Here is a 17,305-nt window from a genome sequence, read left to right on the forward strand (position 1 = left end):
TCAGCTTAGTTCCGCAGATCGTGCATCGCTAAAATCGGTACGGACGGATTTACACCCAATTGCTTTACCAACGGATTGGAAAATATACTTCCAAAAAAGGTATGCTTCTTATTGATAAAGGCAATCATTTCACTCTCTCGGCTCTGCACAAAACATTGAAGCCCTGTTCCAACATCTATATTCAGTAAGCTATGATAGGTATAGGGCACATTTTCTAAAATAGATTCGAGCAATTTCTTGCTCTCCTCCTGCTTTTCCTTTAAAGACCCTTTATCGATATGAAGAATACGAATCGGCGCATTTGTCGTTTTTGCAATGTCGATCAGGTATTCCAGCTCGCGCTTTTTATAATGGGTTTTAAAACTTGTCGGAAATACGATTTCATTAGGATCTTTATACAAAACATTTCCAGGCACCGCCAAAACTGGGCAATTGCGCACTTTTTCCATAGCATCAACGGTATTGCTTCCAAACCAAACATGCTCATCGTCCGTTTCACCACGTGTTCCCATGACCACCATATGGATATCGTGCTTTTCGATCATTTTTTTCATGACGTCTACCAAGGTTCCAAATTCGTTGATAAAGTGAAACCGATGATCGGGCGAGTCGGTACGGAAATTCAGCTGTGTCTTAACCTTTTCCATGTTTTTATCGGCACCTTCCCTCACTGCTTCATAGGCGGCATCGCCCGGTTCTGGAATTAAGAGGTTTTCGGTGGAATAGCCACTGAGAAAATAAGAATGCAGTATATAGAATTCACACGCTTGGCGCTGATACAGGTCGATAGCATAGCCCATCGCATTGTAGGCATTTCGTGAAAAGTCGGTTGGGATTAAAATCTTCTTCATAACAGTACTATTTAGAGGTTAGGATTTCCTTAATCGGTTGGAATGACGAGATAGGGTATCGTCGTTTTCTTCCCTATTTTCTTAACTACAGCTTCACGGAACCACTGAACGATTACATTATGACGATGATACACCATGGCAAGCATATCGATATCATAGTCGTCTAAATACGTCATCAAGGTTTCGGAAACACTTCCTTTCTTGGTCAGCCAGTGAAACTCGGCAGAAACGTTTTGCAATACTTTTCTGATTCTTTCCTTAGAGGCATGTTGTTGATCGTCCAAATCGGCTGTCTTGCCAACATGCAGTACATGAACAAGCGATTGATGTTCTTTCGCAAAGCGAAGAATGGCCTCCAAACTCATCGCCGGGAAACTATCCTTGAAGTCGGTCGCAAAGGCGATATGCGAAGGAATAACAAAAGAGATATCCTTTGGAACAATTAACAGCGGTGCATTGCGCAGTTTGCTCAACACCTGAATCGTATTGCTTCCCAAAAACACATCTTGGGCAGCGGTTCGTCCGGTAGAGCCCATTACCACCAAGTCGATGCCTCGGTCGTTGACCAGTTTGTTGATGGCTCTGGTAAGCGACATGGACGTAGAGATCATTTCAAAGGCGTGATGCTTGTTTTGGTCGTCGGCCTTTACCTTTTTGATATATTTTTCACCTTCAGCATCGGCTTCATCGTACAGTTCGTCCATTAGTTTTTCAGATTTCCCAATATCGACGCGACTGGTAAGTGTTGAAAGCTTATCGGAAAAGGAATGTAAAATAACGCAATCCAAAGGTTCGCGCCCTAACAGCTTCACTATATACAATAAGGCACGATAGGAATTATCGGAAAAATCGGTGGCTACTAGAATCTTTTTCATAGAATGTTGGTTTAATCTTCTTTTGAAGGCAATACCAAGAAAGGTACATCGGTGTGGTAAGCCACTTGATTGATGACCGGTCTAAATAGTAAATTTTCAAAAAAAGTATGGCGATTGTGTATCATCACCAATAAGTTACTGTTACTTTTCTGTTTATAAGCCTCGATGGCTTCCATGACATCGCCGTCTTCATCCAAATGAAACAAATGCGGCGTATTTCGGAAGAAATCGTTAATAAACAACAGTCGATCTTCCTGTTCATTTGTCATGGGTGCATCATGCGCATTTAGCACATGTAATTCGGCATCATGTATACGACATAAGTCCTTAATAATAGTCAAGTTAGGATTCTTTTTACTGAATTTCAAGTCGGTAGCGAACACGATATCCCGAACAGGCTCGAAGGTATAGCCGGAAGGCACGGCAATTACCGGAACCGAAACCTTTTTTAGTACATGCGTGGTATGGGTACCAATAAATACTTCCTTGGCACCAGTGGCTCCCTTGGTTCCCATCACGATAAAATCGACATCCTTGGAATCGATAAGATCTAGAATTTCCATCACCAACAAGTTAAAAGCTGTAATACACTCGAATTGATGCTTGTCGTTGGGAAACTCCTCTTGCAAGGTTTTTACAATTTGGGTGAACTTTACCTCAGCATTCTTCTTGGTAATATCCTGAAGCTGAAGCATTGAATAGCTTTCCCCTATAGAAGCCACATTGTAAGCGGCTGGTGTAAAGGCATGCAATAAATAAAACGTACATTCTTCATCGGCGAAGAATTGTACGGCATACCGCATGGCGGCATAGGCATTGTCTGAAAAATCGGTCGGTATAATGATATGTTTCATAAGTAATGAGTTATCGTGGTAAATTTTGAAGAATAAAAAACGGAATCTTCATTTTCAATCCTAAGGTATCAATCGTATTGCTGAAGAAAATGTCTTCCAAGACGGAGTGACGGTGGTTCACCATAATCAGCATATCGGCTTCTTTCTCTTCTACGAATTTTTCTACCGTTTGAATGACTTCTTTCCCTACCAACGTGTGAAACTCCAATTGGTTTTCTTCTAGGCAGCATTCTAAAAACGATTTATTATCCTGTTGCCGAAACGAAAGCGACTCGAAGGAACTAACGTGTACAAAATGTAGGGTGGCAGCGAAACTTTTTGCTAGTGTACTTACCAATTTCAATTCCCGCTTCCGGAACGGCATGGAATAATCGGTTGCGAATACGATATGCTCAGGATGCCAATCGGTGTAGTTTGAGGGAATGGCCAATACCGGACTGGCAACATACTTCACCACCTGAAGGGTGTTGCTTCCAAAGGTGATGTTTCGATCGTCGGTTTCACCTTTGGTACCCATCACCACCACATCGGCATTCTCGCGATCGGCCAATTCATTTACGGCATCGACCAATGGCGCAAAAATGGCTTCCGAAGTAAAAATATGTCTTGGGTTACAGGGGTTTTTCTCCATTTCGGCAATGATACTCTGTAATTCCTTTAGGCTGCTTTCCTTCACTTTTTCGCGATATTCCTCAAACAAATCGCGGGAGACATTCAAATGGCTTTCGTACACCTCATCGGCAAACGCATGCATCAAAATAAATTCGGAGCGTTCGTATTTAAATACTTCACAGGCATAACGGAGCGCATTTTGGGCGTTCTCTGAAAAATCGGTCGGGACGATTATTTTTCTCATAGCATTGAAATTGTTGCTGAAAAATACATAAGAATTGAAGTTGATACTATGATTTTTATCAGCTACCATTCTTTCTTTTGGGAGAACCTTAAGAAGTCAATGCGCTTTAAATCAGTACCTTTAAAAGAAAAAATGAAAATTTCTGCTATGACGTGGTTAGCACTCACCACACTACTACTCATTACCGTGGTTATCTTTTCCACGATGAATATTTCTTTCGGCCTGGTTTTCTATCTTACTGTTGGCGGACAAGCCATGTTAGTATTTACCGTTTATAAGGTATTGACCGATGATTATACGACTGATAAGGAGTTTGACGATTTTTATGAAGACTATCCTATCGGAAGAGAGCAATAGAGAGGCTTATTCGTGAAGCACCAAGAATGGAACCTTGGTTTGATAGCTCATCTTTTTGACCGTGGGCTTGAATAATATCCGTTGAAAGAAGTTTAGGTTTTTCGCCACCATAGCAATCATATCGATTTCCCGTTTGTCGACAAACTGCTGAATCGCTTCTTCCAAATCGGCTTCCAAACTTGTATGAAAACTATGTGATATGCCTTCCAAGCTATTATCCAAAAAACTTTTATTCGCATCTTGGGTTTCATTCAACGGCATTTCCTTATGTTGTACATGAACCACGTGTAAATGAGATTGAAACAATCCGCACATTCTTTGAAGCGTTTCAATAATTCGGTTTTTGAACACTAAGTTGAAATCGGTCGGAAATGCAATATGTTTAGGCATACAGAAATCTGCATTCTCGGGAATGACCAATACTGGACATTTTACCTTCGTAATCACATCACCCGCATTGCTACCTACCGTATACTTTTTTAAGCCTGAAGCTCCTTTCGTGCCCATGACGATAAGTTCGCATGCTTCATCTTCAACAGTTTTCCGAACACCACGGATAAAAAAGTTATTTTCAATCCGGCTGTTTACCGTATGTTTCGGGTTATGAAATTCGGTACGAACACGTTCTTCCCATTCCTTCAACTGCAATCGTACATTGGCAGCGGTATATTGACGTAAGCTAATCCCATTCCCATACATCGATGGGCCGGTTTCGGCGCTATTGGCGATATACACATGCAATAAAGTGAAGTTGGCGCGCACCTCTTCCAACAGCGATGCTGCGTACCGCACCGCATTCCATGAATTTTCCGAGAAATCGGTTGGGATCAATACATTCATGATTCTTCTTTCACGCTTTGTGAACAAAAGTATCGTTATATGATAGCGTAAAGAATGACGGTTGTCAGTTTTGCCTATTTTTCTGTAACTAAGGTTACATTTTTGTTAGGTAACGTCTTGAAGTCCTTCTAAATCAAGGATTCGGATATTTCTTCCTTCAATTTCTATCAAGCCCTTTTTCTTGAAGTTTGAAAGGGTTCTGATAAGACTTTCAGTAGCGATTCCCGCTACACTTGCTAGGTCATAGCGCGAAATCTTAATAGCATCGTCAGGTTTTCGGTTAAGTACTTCCGCAAATTGAAGAATGGTCTGTGCGGTTTTTCGTCGCACCGAACTATACGCCATATGAAGCATCTGTTCCTGTACTTCTGCTAAGCTCTCGGTAAGCACATTCATTAACTCCAGCGAAACGTTTTTGTTCTTTCCCAGTAATTCACGAAGCTCGGTAATAGCTACGCCTGCCAACTCGGTATCTTCAACCGCAGTAGCCGCTTCGGGATAGGGAACGCTTTCCATAAGCGACGTAAACCCTAGAAAATCGTCGGCTTTATACAAGTGGGTAATCAGTTCCTTTCCGCTATCGTCCATGCGATGGGTCTTCACCACACCCTTCAAAATAAGGAATACCATCGTGGCATACTGTCCTTTACGGTAGATAGCTTCCCCTTTTTCAAAAGTTGAAACGGTTCCATAATCGTCGAAAAAGTTCTTGAGTTCGTTTAGGTTACGGACGTCTTCCGACTCTTCCTTTTCTTCTTTCTTTGCATACATTTCCTGAAGAATGGACGCTTTTGCCAATCGGCTTTCCAACGCGCTGAGCAATTCCTCTTCCTCATACGGCTTGGTTAGGTAATCGTCCGCCCCCAAATCCATTCCTTTTCGAATTTCCTTATGTTCCGTTTTGGCCGACAAAAAGATAAAGGGAATGTATTTGGTACTTTCTTCCAACGACAAGGCTTCCAATACACCATAGCCATCTACTTCAGGCATCATAATATCGCAGATAATGATGTCGGGTAGCTCGCTTTTGGCTTTTTCGATGCCGATACGACCGTTGGGAGCGGTGCTCACCTCATAATCGGAAAGCTCTAAAATTTCCTCTGTATTCTCCCGCAGGGCGGTATCGTCTTCTATAAGCAATATTTTAGGCATGGGTTCAGGTTGTTTTGCCGTATAAAAATATAAAATTGAAACAGGGCAAAAAAGAATAATTACGACTGTCGAATGGGAATATTGACGACGAAGATACTTCCTTGACCTTCAGTGCTTGAAAATTCGATATCACCGCCAAGATTTTCGAGGTGACTTTTAACGATATTTAGTCCGATACCTGTTCCAGCGTTGAGCAGTGCATTCTCTGCCCGGAAATAGCGATTGAAGATATGCTTCTGCTCCTTTTTAGGAATACCAATTCCCTGATCGATTACCGTTAAATATAATTGCTCGTTCCGCACCTCTGCCTGAACATCGATTACGGTATTTTCAGGTGAATATTTGATGGCATTATTGATGAGGTTGGTGAGCACCAATTCCAAAATCTTTTCATCGAATTCCAACATAATATCGTCGATGTCCTGCGGATATTCAATTTGTTGTCCATCCTTCAACAGCATATTAGCGTCATAAATTACCTCATTTACCACTTTGCTAAGCGGAAACTGACTGAATTTATAGACCGTTTTCCCGGTTTCCAATCGCTCAATGGAAAGAAAGTCGCTTAAAATATTATCGAGGTACTTGATTTTCGCCTTGATGGTTTTTAAGTGTTTTTCGCGCTTAGGCTGTTGTTCTTCGGAAGTATACTTCCCGACTAGTGTTGCGGAGGTTAAAATACCACTCAACGGTGTTTTAAACTCATGGGAAACCATGGAGAGGAACTTTGTTTTCAACTCGTTCAGTTCGCGTTCCTTTTGAAGCGATTCCTTCATCTTGTTTTCGGCTTCACGTCGGCGCTCTACCTCTTGTTGTAACTGCTGAACTGTTTCTTCTAAGGTCTTGGTACGTGCTTCGATTTTCTCTTCTAGGGAAGCATTCAATTCACGAATTTCTTGTTCCTGCTGCTTTCGAATGGTGATGTCGCTTACCAGCGCCATGACATATTTCGTTTCATAAATCTGAAACGGATTGAGTCCTGCTTCAACAGGAAACACACTACCATCCTTTCGCAAGCCGTACAAATCGCGACCGTGGCCCATCTGACGCGAGCTACTATGGTCGATAAACTGATGAAAATGTTTGGGATGTGCCTTATGATATTCCTTCGGAATAAGGGTGTTTAGATGCGCACCGATAAGCTCATCAGCTTCATACCCAAACATCGCATTGGCGGGACCATTGCTGGCCACGACCTCCTGACTTTCGTTTACGATAATAATCCCTTCCGAAATGGCTTCGGAAAGCAGTTTAAAGATATTTCCTTTTTCTTCGTTGAATACTTCCACCGCATAAAAGTACCAATTTTATCATCGCTTTCGAAACTGATTTTTGTCATGGGGAAAGCTTTTTACAATCCCTACTTTTATTCCATCAAATTGACTATTATGATGATGACACAACAACCTGCAACCATACAGCTATACCAAATTCTTGGGGAATTATTCTATGCCATCGCAGCCTCCGATAAGGTGGTTCGTCCAGCAGAAATTAAGGCTATGCGAGATTTGGTAAATGAAAAGTGGAAAGCGTTGGACCACCTCGAAGACGAATACCATACCGATGCTGCCTATCAAATTGAAATTGTCTTCGATTGGTTAGACGACCAATATTTAGATCCCGAAGACTGCTTTCAGGATTTTAAGGACTTTAAAAAAGAGCATCCGAAGCTCTTCACTTTAAAAATTAAAAAGTTGATTTGGGAAACCGCCAATGCCATCGCTGGTTCCTTTGCTGGCTTGAATAAGTCTGAACTTGCCATGTTGGCCAAACTTAAAATGAATCTTGAAGATGATGCGTAACCGATTTAATACCTTTTTTGCAGCGGTCCTAGTGATGCTACTCGTCACTTTCTCCTGTAAAAACGATGCAAAGGAAACCACTCCTGAAGAAGATACTCCAATGGTGGAAGTGGAGGTCACTCCTACACTTCCCGCAAGCGACTCGATTAACGATCCCGATTTGAAGCGCCAACGGAGTATCGTTATTAAACAAGAAAACCTTCAACACAAACCCGATAAGAAACAGGCATTGGAAGAACTGTTAATCGAAAAGACCTTGATGAAGGAGGAGGATTTGTATACGCTCGAATTTCGCTATCCGTTGTTGAATGAAAAAATGAGGGCTAGTCATAGCAACTTCAACGAATATATTCTAGACACCTACGTGGATGTTGCCGGTACCGAAGCCGCTATCTTAGAAGCTTCCGAATTGCTTTGCGATACCATCCGAACCAACCGTTATCGTGAAAAACGCATCATCGATTATAAAGTGTACAACCTTACCGATAAGTTGGTCAGTATTCTATTTTATAAAGAAAACTTCTATTCGGGAACACTTCACCCAACCTACGCTTTTGATTGTATGAATTTCGATTTGAATCGAGGCGTGTTTATGAAGTATGAAGACTTCTTTGTGGAAGGAAGTGAAGAAGAACTGCGAGCCATTATCAATGATGTAATTACAACCCAACAGGCGGAAGGCGAATTGTACTATGATTGTTGGAAGATTACATCCGACGACTTCTTTGAATTCAAGGATAATTTTGTAATCAATGATGAAGTGGTTGAATACTACTTCGACGACTGTGTTGTTTGTCCGTCCTACAGCGGGAATTATGTGGTTCAGATTCCCCTGCAGAAATTACTTCCCGTACTGCGACGATACGCCCAAAATCCATTGCTAGGCTAGGAAAATTTCAATACCTTTCTATTAGAAAATAGTGTTATGAAAAGTAATTTTAAGTCGATTATACAATCTGATACGCCCGTGCTAATCGATTTTCATGCCGATTGGTGCGGTCCGTGTAAAATGTTGGCGCCTATTCTGAAAGAAGTAAAGGCTGAATTGGGCGAAAAGGTGAAGATCGTTAAAATTGATGTCGATAAAAACCAGCCGCTTGCCAGCCAATATCAGGTTCGCGGTGTTCCAACCCTTATTCTTTTTAAGGGTGGAAAACAGCAATGGCGACAAAGTGGTGTACTGCAGAAAAATGAGCTTATCAATATCATTCAACAGCATAGCTAATGCAGATTTCCGAATATATTGACCATACCCTATTGAAAGCGACCGCTACGCCTGATGATATCGAAACGCTTTGTGAAGAAGCCGTAACGTACAATTTTAAAGCGGTTTGCGTAAATAGCTGCTATGTTCACCTAGCGGTAAAAACTTTGGAAAACGACTCGCCCTTGGTTGCTGCCGTGGTCGGATTTCCATTGGGTGCCATGGCTACCGAAGCCAAGGTAGCGGAAGCCAAAAAATGTATAAAGGAAGGTGCCGACGAAATCGATATGGTGTTGAATGTAGGATTTCTGAAAGCGGAACTCTACAAAAGTGTTCGGGAGGAGATTACTGCTATCAAAAAGGCAATCGGGCGACGCACCCTAAAGGTGATTCTGGAAGTGTGTTATCTCACCGATGCCGAACTAAAAATGGCGTGTAAAATCGCTAAAAAGGCGGGGGCCGATTTTGTGAAGACCTCTACGGGCTTTGGACCTGGAAACGCCACGCTACATTCGGTTAAATTGATGAAGGAGGCCGTTGGGGACAGCATGCAAATTAAGGCTTCTGGCGGTATTCGCGACTACAAAACAGCGATGGAATACATTGAAATGGGCGCTAGCCGAATTGGCACCTCATCTGGAGTTGCCATTGTTACTCAAAAAAACACAACCGATGAGTCTTCATATTGAAGCTCCCAAAGGAGCCATAGCCAAATCTATTTTGTTGCCAGGCGATCCTATGCGAGCGAAGTGGATTGCAGAAACCTTTTTGGAAGATGCCAAATGCTATAACGATGTTCGCGGGATGCTAGGTTATACCGGTCATTACAGAGGCAAACGAGTTTCCGTTCAGGGAACGGGCATGGGGATTCCCTCTACCCTTATTTATTGTCATGAATTGATTAAGGAATACGGCGTCAAACAACTGATTCGTGTGGGCAGTGCGGGTTCGTATCAGGCCGACATCAAGCTACGGGATATTGTTTTGGCGATGGCAGCTTCTTCAACCTCCGGCATCAACAATTCCCGTTTTATCAATGCCGATTATGCCCCTACAGCCGATTTTGAGTTGTTCCTAAAGGCGGCAGAATATGCGAAAAACAATGATATTCCGATACGTGCTGGAAATGTCCTTTCGGCCGATGAATTTTATAAAGATTCGATGGAGGATTATAAGAAATGGGCAGATTTTGGGGTATTATGCGTGGAAATGGAAACCGCAGGCTTATACACTATTGCTGCGAAGTACAAAGTTCAGGCATTGGCGATTCTGACCATTTCCGATTCGTTGGTAACCAAGGAGGAACTTTCTGCCGATGCGCGTGAAACCAGCTTCCGAAAAATGGTGGAGATTGGGTTGAATACGGTTGGTGAAGGATGAACGGTACGCTATGTGCTGTACGTAGTTGGTTTCAGCTACAAAGCATCAAAGTAACAAATTCCAAGCTCCAAATCCTGAATTCTGAATTCTGAATTCTGAATTACTGGACAATAATTAGTCTTTAGTTATTGGGTATTGGGTATTGGGTATTGGGTATAAGGTCTAAAATGTGCTCTTACTCCCCGCCCGAATGTACTTGTCCAAATAAGGCCAGGCGGGCGTTCGGTACGGGCAGGTAATTCACTACCCCCTACAACCCACAACCTACTCCCTACTCCCTACTCCCTACTGCCTACTGCCTACTCCTAACTGCTAACTGCTAACTGCTAACTGCTTACTGCATACTGCTTACTGCTTACTGCTTACTGCTTACTGCTTACTGCTTACTTCTTACTTCTTACTTCTTACCGCTAAAAAAAAAGGAGCTCTTTCCGAAGAAAAAACCCCTTTTTCAATCAACTAAAAACAAAATCTTAGATTTTAAAGGTAATGACCGGTAGGTCGCTGTGGTTGGCTACATCTTCGCCGATGCTTCCGGAAAAGAAGTGGGCCAAGCCTTGTCGTCCGTGTGTTGGGATTGCAATTACATCGGCATTTACCTTATTGCTATAGCTGAAGATACCGTCTTCAACCGTATAGTCGCTATAGAAGGTAACGTTGTTTATGGTATGGGCATCGTCCAAACCGGACTTGCTTAAAAAGTCTACGATTCGATCTTCCGTTTCACGAGTACTTCGGAATTGTTCCGCCGGTAGGTTCACATATAAAAGCTTCACCTCGGTTCCAAAGGTATTGAAGAGCTTCATAGCCTTTCTATAGGCTGAAAGATTCTCTTCCTTAAAATCACACGCAAAAACAGCTTTCTCCATTTTAAATTCAGCCATATCATTTTTAATGACCAGCACTGGCACTGAAGAGGTGCGCACCACCTTTTCCGTATTGCTTCCTACAAATACTTCATTCCAGCCACTGCTGCCATGGGATCCCATCACGATTAAGTCGGCATCGAACTCATCAGCCACTTCACCCAACTCGCTAAATACCTTATAGTTTTTGACGGTGGTATGAATGGAAAGCCCTTCCAAATAAGGTTGGTCCAAATACTCCTCGAAACGTCTTTCGGCGAGCTTCATATAATAAAGCGCCTCCATTACTTCGCGGGATTCATCTTTATTCACAACGGCTTCAGACAAACCAAGCATATGCACTACGATTAGTTCGGCATTATGATTTTTTGCAATGGAAGCGGCCACTTTTAGGGCATATTGGGAATATTCCGAGAAATCGGTGGGAACTATAATTTTTTTCATGATACTATCAGTTTTGTTCTTGTTGATTTTAGTTAGATAATTTTAATGAGCTGTAAAAGTAGCCTTGCGTTTTTTTAGCTGTCGGTTAAGGTCCGATAGCGCTTCCTTCGCAGCACCCTCAAAATGCTTATGCGAAGCAGAAGCAAAAACCCTGGGTCCTGGAGCACTTACTTCGATTTCACAAATACTGGCGTTTCCGGTTTTGTCCTGACCTTGTTTAAAGTATACTTCAGCCCTGATAAGCCATTCATATTTTTCAGCCAATTTCTTCAGCTTTTGCTCTGTATAGTCGTTTAGGGTATCGCTGGTTGGCATTTTTACAAATTGAATCAAGATATCCATAGTCTTGTTTTTTAATCATTTCAAAGATACAGGACAAGGATATGGGAAAGTATGATTTTTATCAGCAGCTTTTTCTTCAACAGAAATGGAATCACGTGAAAAAATTGTAGTTTCAACAAAAATTAGCAGTCATGGAAAACCAAAGTCCTCGAATATCACGGATTGATTTTCAAAATAGTGTTCGCGATGTATTTTTTATTTCCGCAGGTGTGGTTATGGCCAGTATTGGACTCAAAGGGTTTCTCCTTCCAAATGGGTTTTTGGATGGAGGTGCCATGGGAATTGCACTGCTAACAAGAATTTTATCCGGTATCGATCTTTCTATTTTAATCGTGTTGGTGAACCTCCCTTTTATCCTTTTGGGGATTCGGCAAGTATCGTTTCAATTTGCGGTAAAAAGTTCGATAGCAATTGTGGCCCTTGCCATTCTGGTACATCTTATAGAACTCCCAACCATTACCTCCGACAAATTATTGATTGCTGTCTTTGGCGGTTTTTTCTTAGGTGCCGGTATCGGACTTTCTATAAGAGGCGGTGGCGTTATTGATGGTACCGAAGTATTGGCTATTACGGTTAGTCGCAAGTCGAGTCTTACTGTAGGCGACTTTATTTCGATTTTCAACGTCATTCTCTTTGCTTTTGCAGCGTTGCTCGTTAGTATAGAAACCGCTATGTATTCGATGCTGACGTATATTACCGCTTCCAAGACGGTAGATTTCATTATTCATGGTATTGAGGAATACATCGGCGTGATGATTGTTTCCGATCTTTCAGATGAAATAAAGCACAAGGTTACGCACGATTTGGGAAGAGGTGTTACCGTTTTCCGTTCCGATGAAGGCTTCGGAAAAAAAGGCGCCAATGCGGTTGATAAGCGGATTCTGTTCTGTGCCATTACCCGTTTGGAAGTGGCCAAATTGGTGCATGAGGTAGATAAGGTAGACCCTGATGCGTTTATCGTACAATATCCGATTAAGGACACCAAGGGTGGCATGATTAAAAAGCGGCCGCTGCACTAAACAACCATAATTCTTTCTAAAACCCATTCCATTCTAACATACGTTTCTGCAAGTTGGCACAATAGTCCTTCCTTTTGAAACATTCGTCCCACTTAAAAAAGCAACTTCCTCAGAGCTTTGTGCCATAACTTTTTAAGAATACAAATTATGGGAACACGAAAAACCGAACTATGTGGAAACTATTTCCGCATGGCAACAACTATTACCAGTATTCTATTATTATTTTTTAATCCATTTGCCTTTTCACAACCGGATATAGCATGGGAAGCAACATTCGGGGGCACGGAGAATGAATTCCTGCATGACGGTCAAGCAACCAGCGATGGGGGCTATATTTTAGTGGGGCATACCCTATCAAACGATGGCGATGTTTCCGGCAATCATGGTGAGGAGGACGTTTGGGTGGTTAAAGTAGATGCTACTGGAGCTCTAGAATGGCAACGCGCCTATGGTGGCTCCGACCGGGAACTAGGGCGAGCAATACTTCAGACGGCAGATGGTGGTTACATCTTTGCAGGCAGTACCTCCTCGGAAGATGGCGATGTTGCAGGCAATAATGGAAGTTTGGATTATTGGGTAGTGAAAATTGACGCGGTTGGCACTATTGAATGGGAAAACGCCTACGGCGGCAGCGGTAACGATCGCGGTCGCTTACTGCTTCAAACAATTGATGGCGGTTTTTTAGTCGGCGGATACTCTAGTTCCGTTAACGGCGATATTTCCTCGAATAATGGAGTCAACGATTTTTGGATTGTAAAAATCGATTCGAACGGAACTTTGCAATGGGAGCACTCGTATGGTGGTTCGGATTCGGAATATCCCTATAAAGCTATTCAAACTGCCGACAATGGATTTATTATTGTTGGGGATACCGAATCAAATGACGGCGATATTTCCCTAAATCAAGGTGAAAAGGATATTTGGGTCGTTAAAACGGATGCTACAGGCAATCTTGAATGGCAAAAAACCTTTGGCGGCTCCGAGTCGGAAACAGGTTTTGATATAGTGGAACTGCCCGATGGAGGCTATAGGGTCGTTGGGGATTCGGAATCGGCTGATGGTGATGTTTCAAATCCAAAGGGCTTTTATGATATCTGGATGTTGAAACTAGATGCCAATGGCACGCTCCTGTCCGAAAAATCATATGGTGGAAATTCAAATGAATCTGCTAGCACCCTATTGCCTACTGACGATGATGGCTATATCATTTCTGGATTTTCATTGTCATCTACAGATGATGTTTCCAACAACTATGGAAATAACGATGTATGGGTGTTGAAAATCAATGAGGGAGAAGAAATAGTATGGGAAAAAAATTATGGTGGCACGCACAGCGATACGGTAAAAGGAATAACTTTCGGTTCTGATGGGAACTTAACCTTCTTCGCGCAAACGTTTTCAGAAGATATCGATGTGACTGAAAACCAAGGGGAACGCGATTATTGGATTGTGAAGCTCGGGGAACTACTATCGAACAATTCTGTTGATAATTCTAGTATTAAAGTGTATCCAAACCCAGCTTCCAATGTGCTTTTCGTTGAAGCTACAATCCCGATAGCAAACCTTCAACTTCTGAATGTATTGGGCCAAACGGTACATTCCGCTTCTGAAACTTCACGAATAGATGTTAGTGAGGTATCCAAAGGCGGTTATTTTCTGAGAATACGTTTCGAAGATGGATCTAGCACAATACAGAAAATAATTATTCAATAAAGAATATATCATGAAAACAATACTTTACTTTTTGATAATGGGTGTTTCGGCTTTAACGTATGCGCAGCCGGATGTACTCTGGGAAATAAACCTTGGTGGTAGCGATAGCGAATTCTCCTACGCAAATACCGCTACTGCGGATGGTGGCGTGGTTGTGGTCGGACGAAGTTCATCGTCGGATGGCGATGTAACCAATAATCAAGGCAATTCAGATGTATGGGTGGTGAAATTGGATGCGCAAGGTGAAATCGATTGGCAACATGCGTACGGCGGCTCCGATTTTGAATTTTGTTATGCTATCACGCAGACCTCTGATGGAGGTTTTATTCTAGGAGGCTCCAGCTCGTCGAACGATGGCGATATCTCAGGAAACAATGGCGGCAAAGATGGTATTTTATTGAAACTGGACAGCGATGGCAATCTCGAATGGCAGCAATCGTATGGGGGATCGCTGAGTGAAGATATCAACGCAGTGCAACAAACTTCGGATGGTGGGTATATTTTTGCTGCTACCACCACCTCTTCAGATGGAGACGTCACCGAAAACGCCGGTGAAATCGATTTCTGGATAGTAAAGACAAATGCTATCGGCACTATTGAATGGCAGCAAACCTATGGTGGTTCCGAAAATGAATATCCCTATAGCATCAAGGAAACCTCGGAGGGTGGATTTATTATTGCGGGAAATACAGCTTCCGATGATGGCGATGTTACCTTCAACCATGGCGAAAGGGACATTTGGGTATTGAAGCTATCGGAAACCGGTACTTTAGAATGGCAACAAACGTATGGCGGAACGGCCGACGATCAAAGCCTTTCACTTCTTATCACTCCAGATGAAGGCTATATACTAGCGGGCTATTCCGAGTCGAACAATGGGGATGTAGGAGGAAACTTTGGCGATTTCGATTTTTGGGTGCTGCGATTTTCGGACGATGGTACTATTCTTTGGGAGCAGAATTATGGCGGAAGTGACGAAGATCGTGTTGCGAGTATCGTAGCATTACCGAATGGTAATTATGCCGTTAGCGGTCTATCCTTTTCGAATGATGGAAATGTGTCGGGAAACAATGGAGAACGCGATTTTTGGGTGCTTGAGATAGATAGTGAGGGAGCATTGCAATGGCAAGAATCGTATGGAGGCTCCGGAATTGATGTCGCTACCGACATTGTTCTTACTTCCGATAATGGTATTGTGATTTCCGGTTCATCCAATTCTACCGATGGCGATATCTCGAATAATTTGGGCGGACATGATTTTTGGGTATTGAAGTTGGAAGGCATCTTGAACGTAGCTGATGAATCAAAAGAAACCGTTTTTGTATATCCGAATCCCGCCGATACTTTTATCACTTTCAATACGGATGAAATAGAGGAAGCAACAATTTTTAACGCCCTGGGTGAAATCGTTAAAGTAATGGTCATTTCAGAGAATAAAGCGATAGACGTTAGCACGCTTTCCGGTGGGTGGTATGTTGTTGAAGTGAAGGATAGCAGTGGACAAAAGGAGTACCTGAAATTTTTGAAGCGGTAAAACAGTATTATTAGTGTCGCGGAAGTTATGGTTTAGGAACCCGTATCTTTCGTGGCTTTTTCTTCTTGTACGTTCGCCCATACCATAGCAACACTCCCGTAACAGGTAGGCTAGCGGTTAACAGACTGATAAAAAAGGCAATGGTTTTTCCTACTATTCCGCCGATAGCGCCGATATGAATGTCGTAATTCATACGGACGATTTTATCGGCTACCTTAGCATTCTCATATTTTCCATACATGCTTGGTGTTTCCAGTTCTGTAAACGTATTCTGGTCGAAAAATCGATAGTCGTTGTTGTAATATAGACCATCATTTTTGGAAACTTCAATATAGATACTCTGTTTTTCGGATGTGGGGTAGTGTAATTCCAAGCTCTCAGCCTCCACTTCTTCTTTCAGCAAGTGGACGACTAAATCATCGATGGATGCAATTTCCCCATCAGCTATTTCGTATTGGTTTTCAGGAATAACAAACCGGACTTGTTTCTCGCCGCCAATAGATTTGTAAACGGCGTATTTCAACCAACCATAGGAAATCATGGATCCGGTTACAGCCAGAATCAATGCTAACGAACACACGTAAAATCCAATTATAGTGTGTAGATCGTAGTTCTTACGCTTCCAACGTGTGGTATCCTTCCATTTAAATCGTAGTCGCTGCTTCAAGTGTTTTCGCTTTTTGGGAAGCCATAAAATAAATCCTGAAATGATGATAAAAATAAAGGTGAGTATGGAAACACCGACCACCTGTTCCCCTATTTCCTTCGGAAGCCATAGGCGCATATGTCCTTTCAAAATAAAGGCAAAAAAACCTGTGAGATGGTCATTTACTTGAATGACTTCACCCGAATACGGATGTAGGAAAACACTTCGATAAAACTCGGGTTCGGCATCATAGAAAATGACTTCGATGGCGTCGTCCTTTTTCTTAAAAAGCGCCCCATGAATTGTATTTTCCGGAAATACTTCCGTAGCCAATGCATTCACTTGAGTAGCTGTAAGCATGGGAGCGTCCTGTGGTTCCACTTTTTTATAGCCATCATAGAAACTTTCAATTTCTTCCTTATACGCCCAACAACAACCCGTAATGGCTACTATAAAAACCACTAGCCCGGTAATCAGGCCTAAAATTTTGTGTACTTGAAATATGAATTTTTTAAAAGTCATTTAAAGAAATTAATAAAAAGGACAACCGCCGAAGCGATTGTCCCTTTT

At 42.3% G+C, this 17,305-nt stretch carries 19 protein-coding genes; 9 read left to right on the plus strand and 10 right to left on the minus strand.

Annotation, left to right across the window (positions count from 1 at the left end):
- Positions 1-5 precede the first annotated feature (5 nt).
- From I4Q58_RS11990 to I4Q58_RS12005, 4 genes are read right to left on the minus strand one after another with little or no spacing between them, the layout of a single operon-like run.
- Entirely contained in the window at positions 6-851 is an 846-nt protein-coding gene (locus I4Q58_RS11990; protein ID WP_203296127.1) for a universal stress protein, read from the minus strand.
- Positions 852-880: 29 nt separating this feature from the next.
- Positions 881-1,726, minus strand: coding sequence for a universal stress protein (locus I4Q58_RS11995; RefSeq protein WP_203296128.1), 846 nt, complete (start codon positions 1,724-1,726; stop codon positions 881-883).
- Positions 1,727-1,737: 11 nt separating this feature from the next.
- The gene (locus I4Q58_RS12000) at positions 1,738-2,580 is read right to left on the minus strand and encodes a universal stress protein (protein ID WP_203296129.1); all 843 of its coding nucleotides are present in this window, start codon (positions 2,578-2,580) and stop codon (positions 1,738-1,740) included.
- 10 nt (positions 2,581-2,590) lie between these two features.
- Complete coding sequence (locus tag I4Q58_RS12005; RefSeq protein ID WP_203296130.1) at positions 2,591-3,436, minus strand: universal stress protein; 846 nt, start codon at positions 3,434-3,436, stop codon at positions 2,591-2,593.
- A 132-nt stretch (positions 3,437-3,568) separates the two neighbouring features.
- On the opposite strand from I4Q58_RS12005, the gene I4Q58_RS12010 reads away from it, so the two are divergent.
- Positions 3,569-3,793, plus strand: coding sequence for a hypothetical protein (locus I4Q58_RS12010; protein WP_203296131.1), 225 nt, complete (start codon positions 3,569-3,571; stop codon positions 3,791-3,793).
- A 6-nt stretch (positions 3,794-3,799) separates the two neighbouring features.
- On the opposite strand, the gene I4Q58_RS12015 is transcribed toward I4Q58_RS12010, so the two are convergent.
- The 3 genes from I4Q58_RS12015 to I4Q58_RS12025 form a co-directional block, all read right to left on the minus strand.
- Positions 3,800-4,633, minus strand: coding sequence for a universal stress protein (locus tag I4Q58_RS12015; RefSeq protein WP_203296132.1), 834 nt, complete (start codon positions 4,631-4,633; stop codon positions 3,800-3,802).
- A 105-nt stretch (positions 4,634-4,738) separates the two neighbouring features.
- Positions 4,739-5,785 carry a response regulator gene (locus tag I4Q58_RS12020; RefSeq protein ID WP_203296133.1) on the minus strand — a complete coding sequence of 349 codons (1,047 nt, stop codon included), beginning with the start codon at positions 5,783-5,785 and terminating at the stop codon, positions 4,739-4,741.
- 59 nt (positions 5,786-5,844) lie between these two features.
- Positions 5,845-7,074 carry a PAS domain-containing sensor histidine kinase gene (locus I4Q58_RS12025; protein WP_203296134.1) on the minus strand — a complete coding sequence of 410 codons (1,230 nt, stop codon included), beginning with the start codon at positions 7,072-7,074 and terminating at the stop codon, positions 5,845-5,847.
- 48 nt (positions 7,075-7,122) lie between these two features.
- Between I4Q58_RS12025 and I4Q58_RS12030 the strand changes: the two genes are divergently transcribed.
- Genes I4Q58_RS12030 through deoD form a run of 5 tightly spaced genes read left to right on the plus strand, consistent with a single transcriptional unit; the run spans position 7,123 to position 10,171 of the window.
- Entirely contained in the window at positions 7,123-7,587 is a 465-nt protein-coding gene (locus tag I4Q58_RS12030; RefSeq protein WP_236002909.1) for a hypothetical protein, read from the plus strand.
- Positions 7,577-8,476, plus strand: coding sequence for an RsiV family protein (locus I4Q58_RS12035; protein ID WP_203296135.1), 900 nt, complete (start codon positions 7,577-7,579; stop codon positions 8,474-8,476). Before I4Q58_RS12030 ends, I4Q58_RS12035 begins: the two co-directional genes overlap by 11 nt.
- 36 nt (positions 8,477-8,512) lie before the next feature.
- Positions 8,513-8,812, plus strand: coding sequence for a thioredoxin (gene trxA, locus I4Q58_RS12040; RefSeq protein WP_203296136.1), 300 nt, complete (start codon positions 8,513-8,515; stop codon positions 8,810-8,812).
- Positions 8,812-9,480: a deoxyribose-phosphate aldolase gene (gene deoC / locus I4Q58_RS12045; RefSeq protein ID WP_203296137.1), complete on the plus strand. Its 669-nt coding sequence runs from the start codon at positions 8,812-8,814 to the stop codon at positions 9,478-9,480. The genes trxA and deoC overlap by 1 nt, the downstream gene beginning before the upstream one ends.
- Positions 9,464-10,171, plus strand: coding sequence for a purine-nucleoside phosphorylase (gene deoD / locus I4Q58_RS12050; protein WP_203296138.1), 708 nt, complete (start codon positions 9,464-9,466; stop codon positions 10,169-10,171). The genes deoC and deoD overlap by 17 nt, the downstream gene beginning before the upstream one ends.
- A gap of 473 nt (positions 10,172-10,644) precedes the next feature.
- Here the strand turns inward: deoD and I4Q58_RS12055 are convergent, their stop codons facing one another.
- Both I4Q58_RS12055 and I4Q58_RS12060 read right to left on the minus strand, forming a co-directional pair.
- A complete protein-coding gene (locus I4Q58_RS12055; protein ID WP_203296139.1) occupies positions 10,645-11,481 on the minus strand; it encodes a universal stress protein in 837 nt (278 codons plus the stop codon).
- 42 nt (positions 11,482-11,523) lie between these two features.
- Positions 11,524-11,823 (minus strand): HPF/RaiA family ribosome-associated protein, encoded by a 300-nt coding sequence (locus I4Q58_RS12060; protein WP_203296140.1) that lies wholly within the window; start codon positions 11,821-11,823, stop codon positions 11,524-11,526.
- Between the two features lie 131 nt (positions 11,824-11,954).
- On the opposite strand from I4Q58_RS12060, the gene I4Q58_RS12065 reads away from it, so the two are divergent.
- The 3 genes from I4Q58_RS12065 to I4Q58_RS12075 all read left to right on the plus strand — a co-directional run bounded on the left by I4Q58_RS12065 (position 11,955) and on the right by I4Q58_RS12075 (position 16,089).
- A complete protein-coding gene (locus I4Q58_RS12065) occupies positions 11,955-12,842 on the plus strand; it encodes a YitT family protein (RefSeq protein ID WP_203296141.1) in 888 nt (295 codons plus the stop codon).
- Between the two features lie 147 nt (positions 12,843-12,989).
- Entirely contained in the window at positions 12,990-14,555 is a 1,566-nt protein-coding gene (locus tag I4Q58_RS12070) for a T9SS type A sorting domain-containing protein (RefSeq protein ID WP_203296142.1), read from the plus strand.
- 10 nt (positions 14,556-14,565) lie between these two features.
- Positions 14,566-16,089 (plus strand): T9SS type A sorting domain-containing protein, encoded by a 1,524-nt coding sequence (locus I4Q58_RS12075; RefSeq protein WP_203296143.1) that lies wholly within the window; start codon positions 14,566-14,568, stop codon positions 16,087-16,089.
- 25 nt (positions 16,090-16,114) lie between these two features.
- Here the strand turns inward: I4Q58_RS12075 and I4Q58_RS12080 are convergent, their stop codons facing one another.
- Complete coding sequence (locus tag I4Q58_RS12080) at positions 16,115-17,257, minus strand: PepSY-associated TM helix domain-containing protein (RefSeq protein ID WP_203296144.1); 1,143 nt, start codon at positions 17,255-17,257, stop codon at positions 16,115-16,117.
- Positions 17,258-17,305 lie beyond the last annotated feature (48 nt).

It is taken from the genome of Luteirhabdus pelagi (assembly GCF_016827595.1).
In the GTDB taxonomy this organism is placed as follows: domain Bacteria; phylum Bacteroidota; class Bacteroidia; order Flavobacteriales; family Flavobacteriaceae; genus Luteirhabdus; species Luteirhabdus pelagi.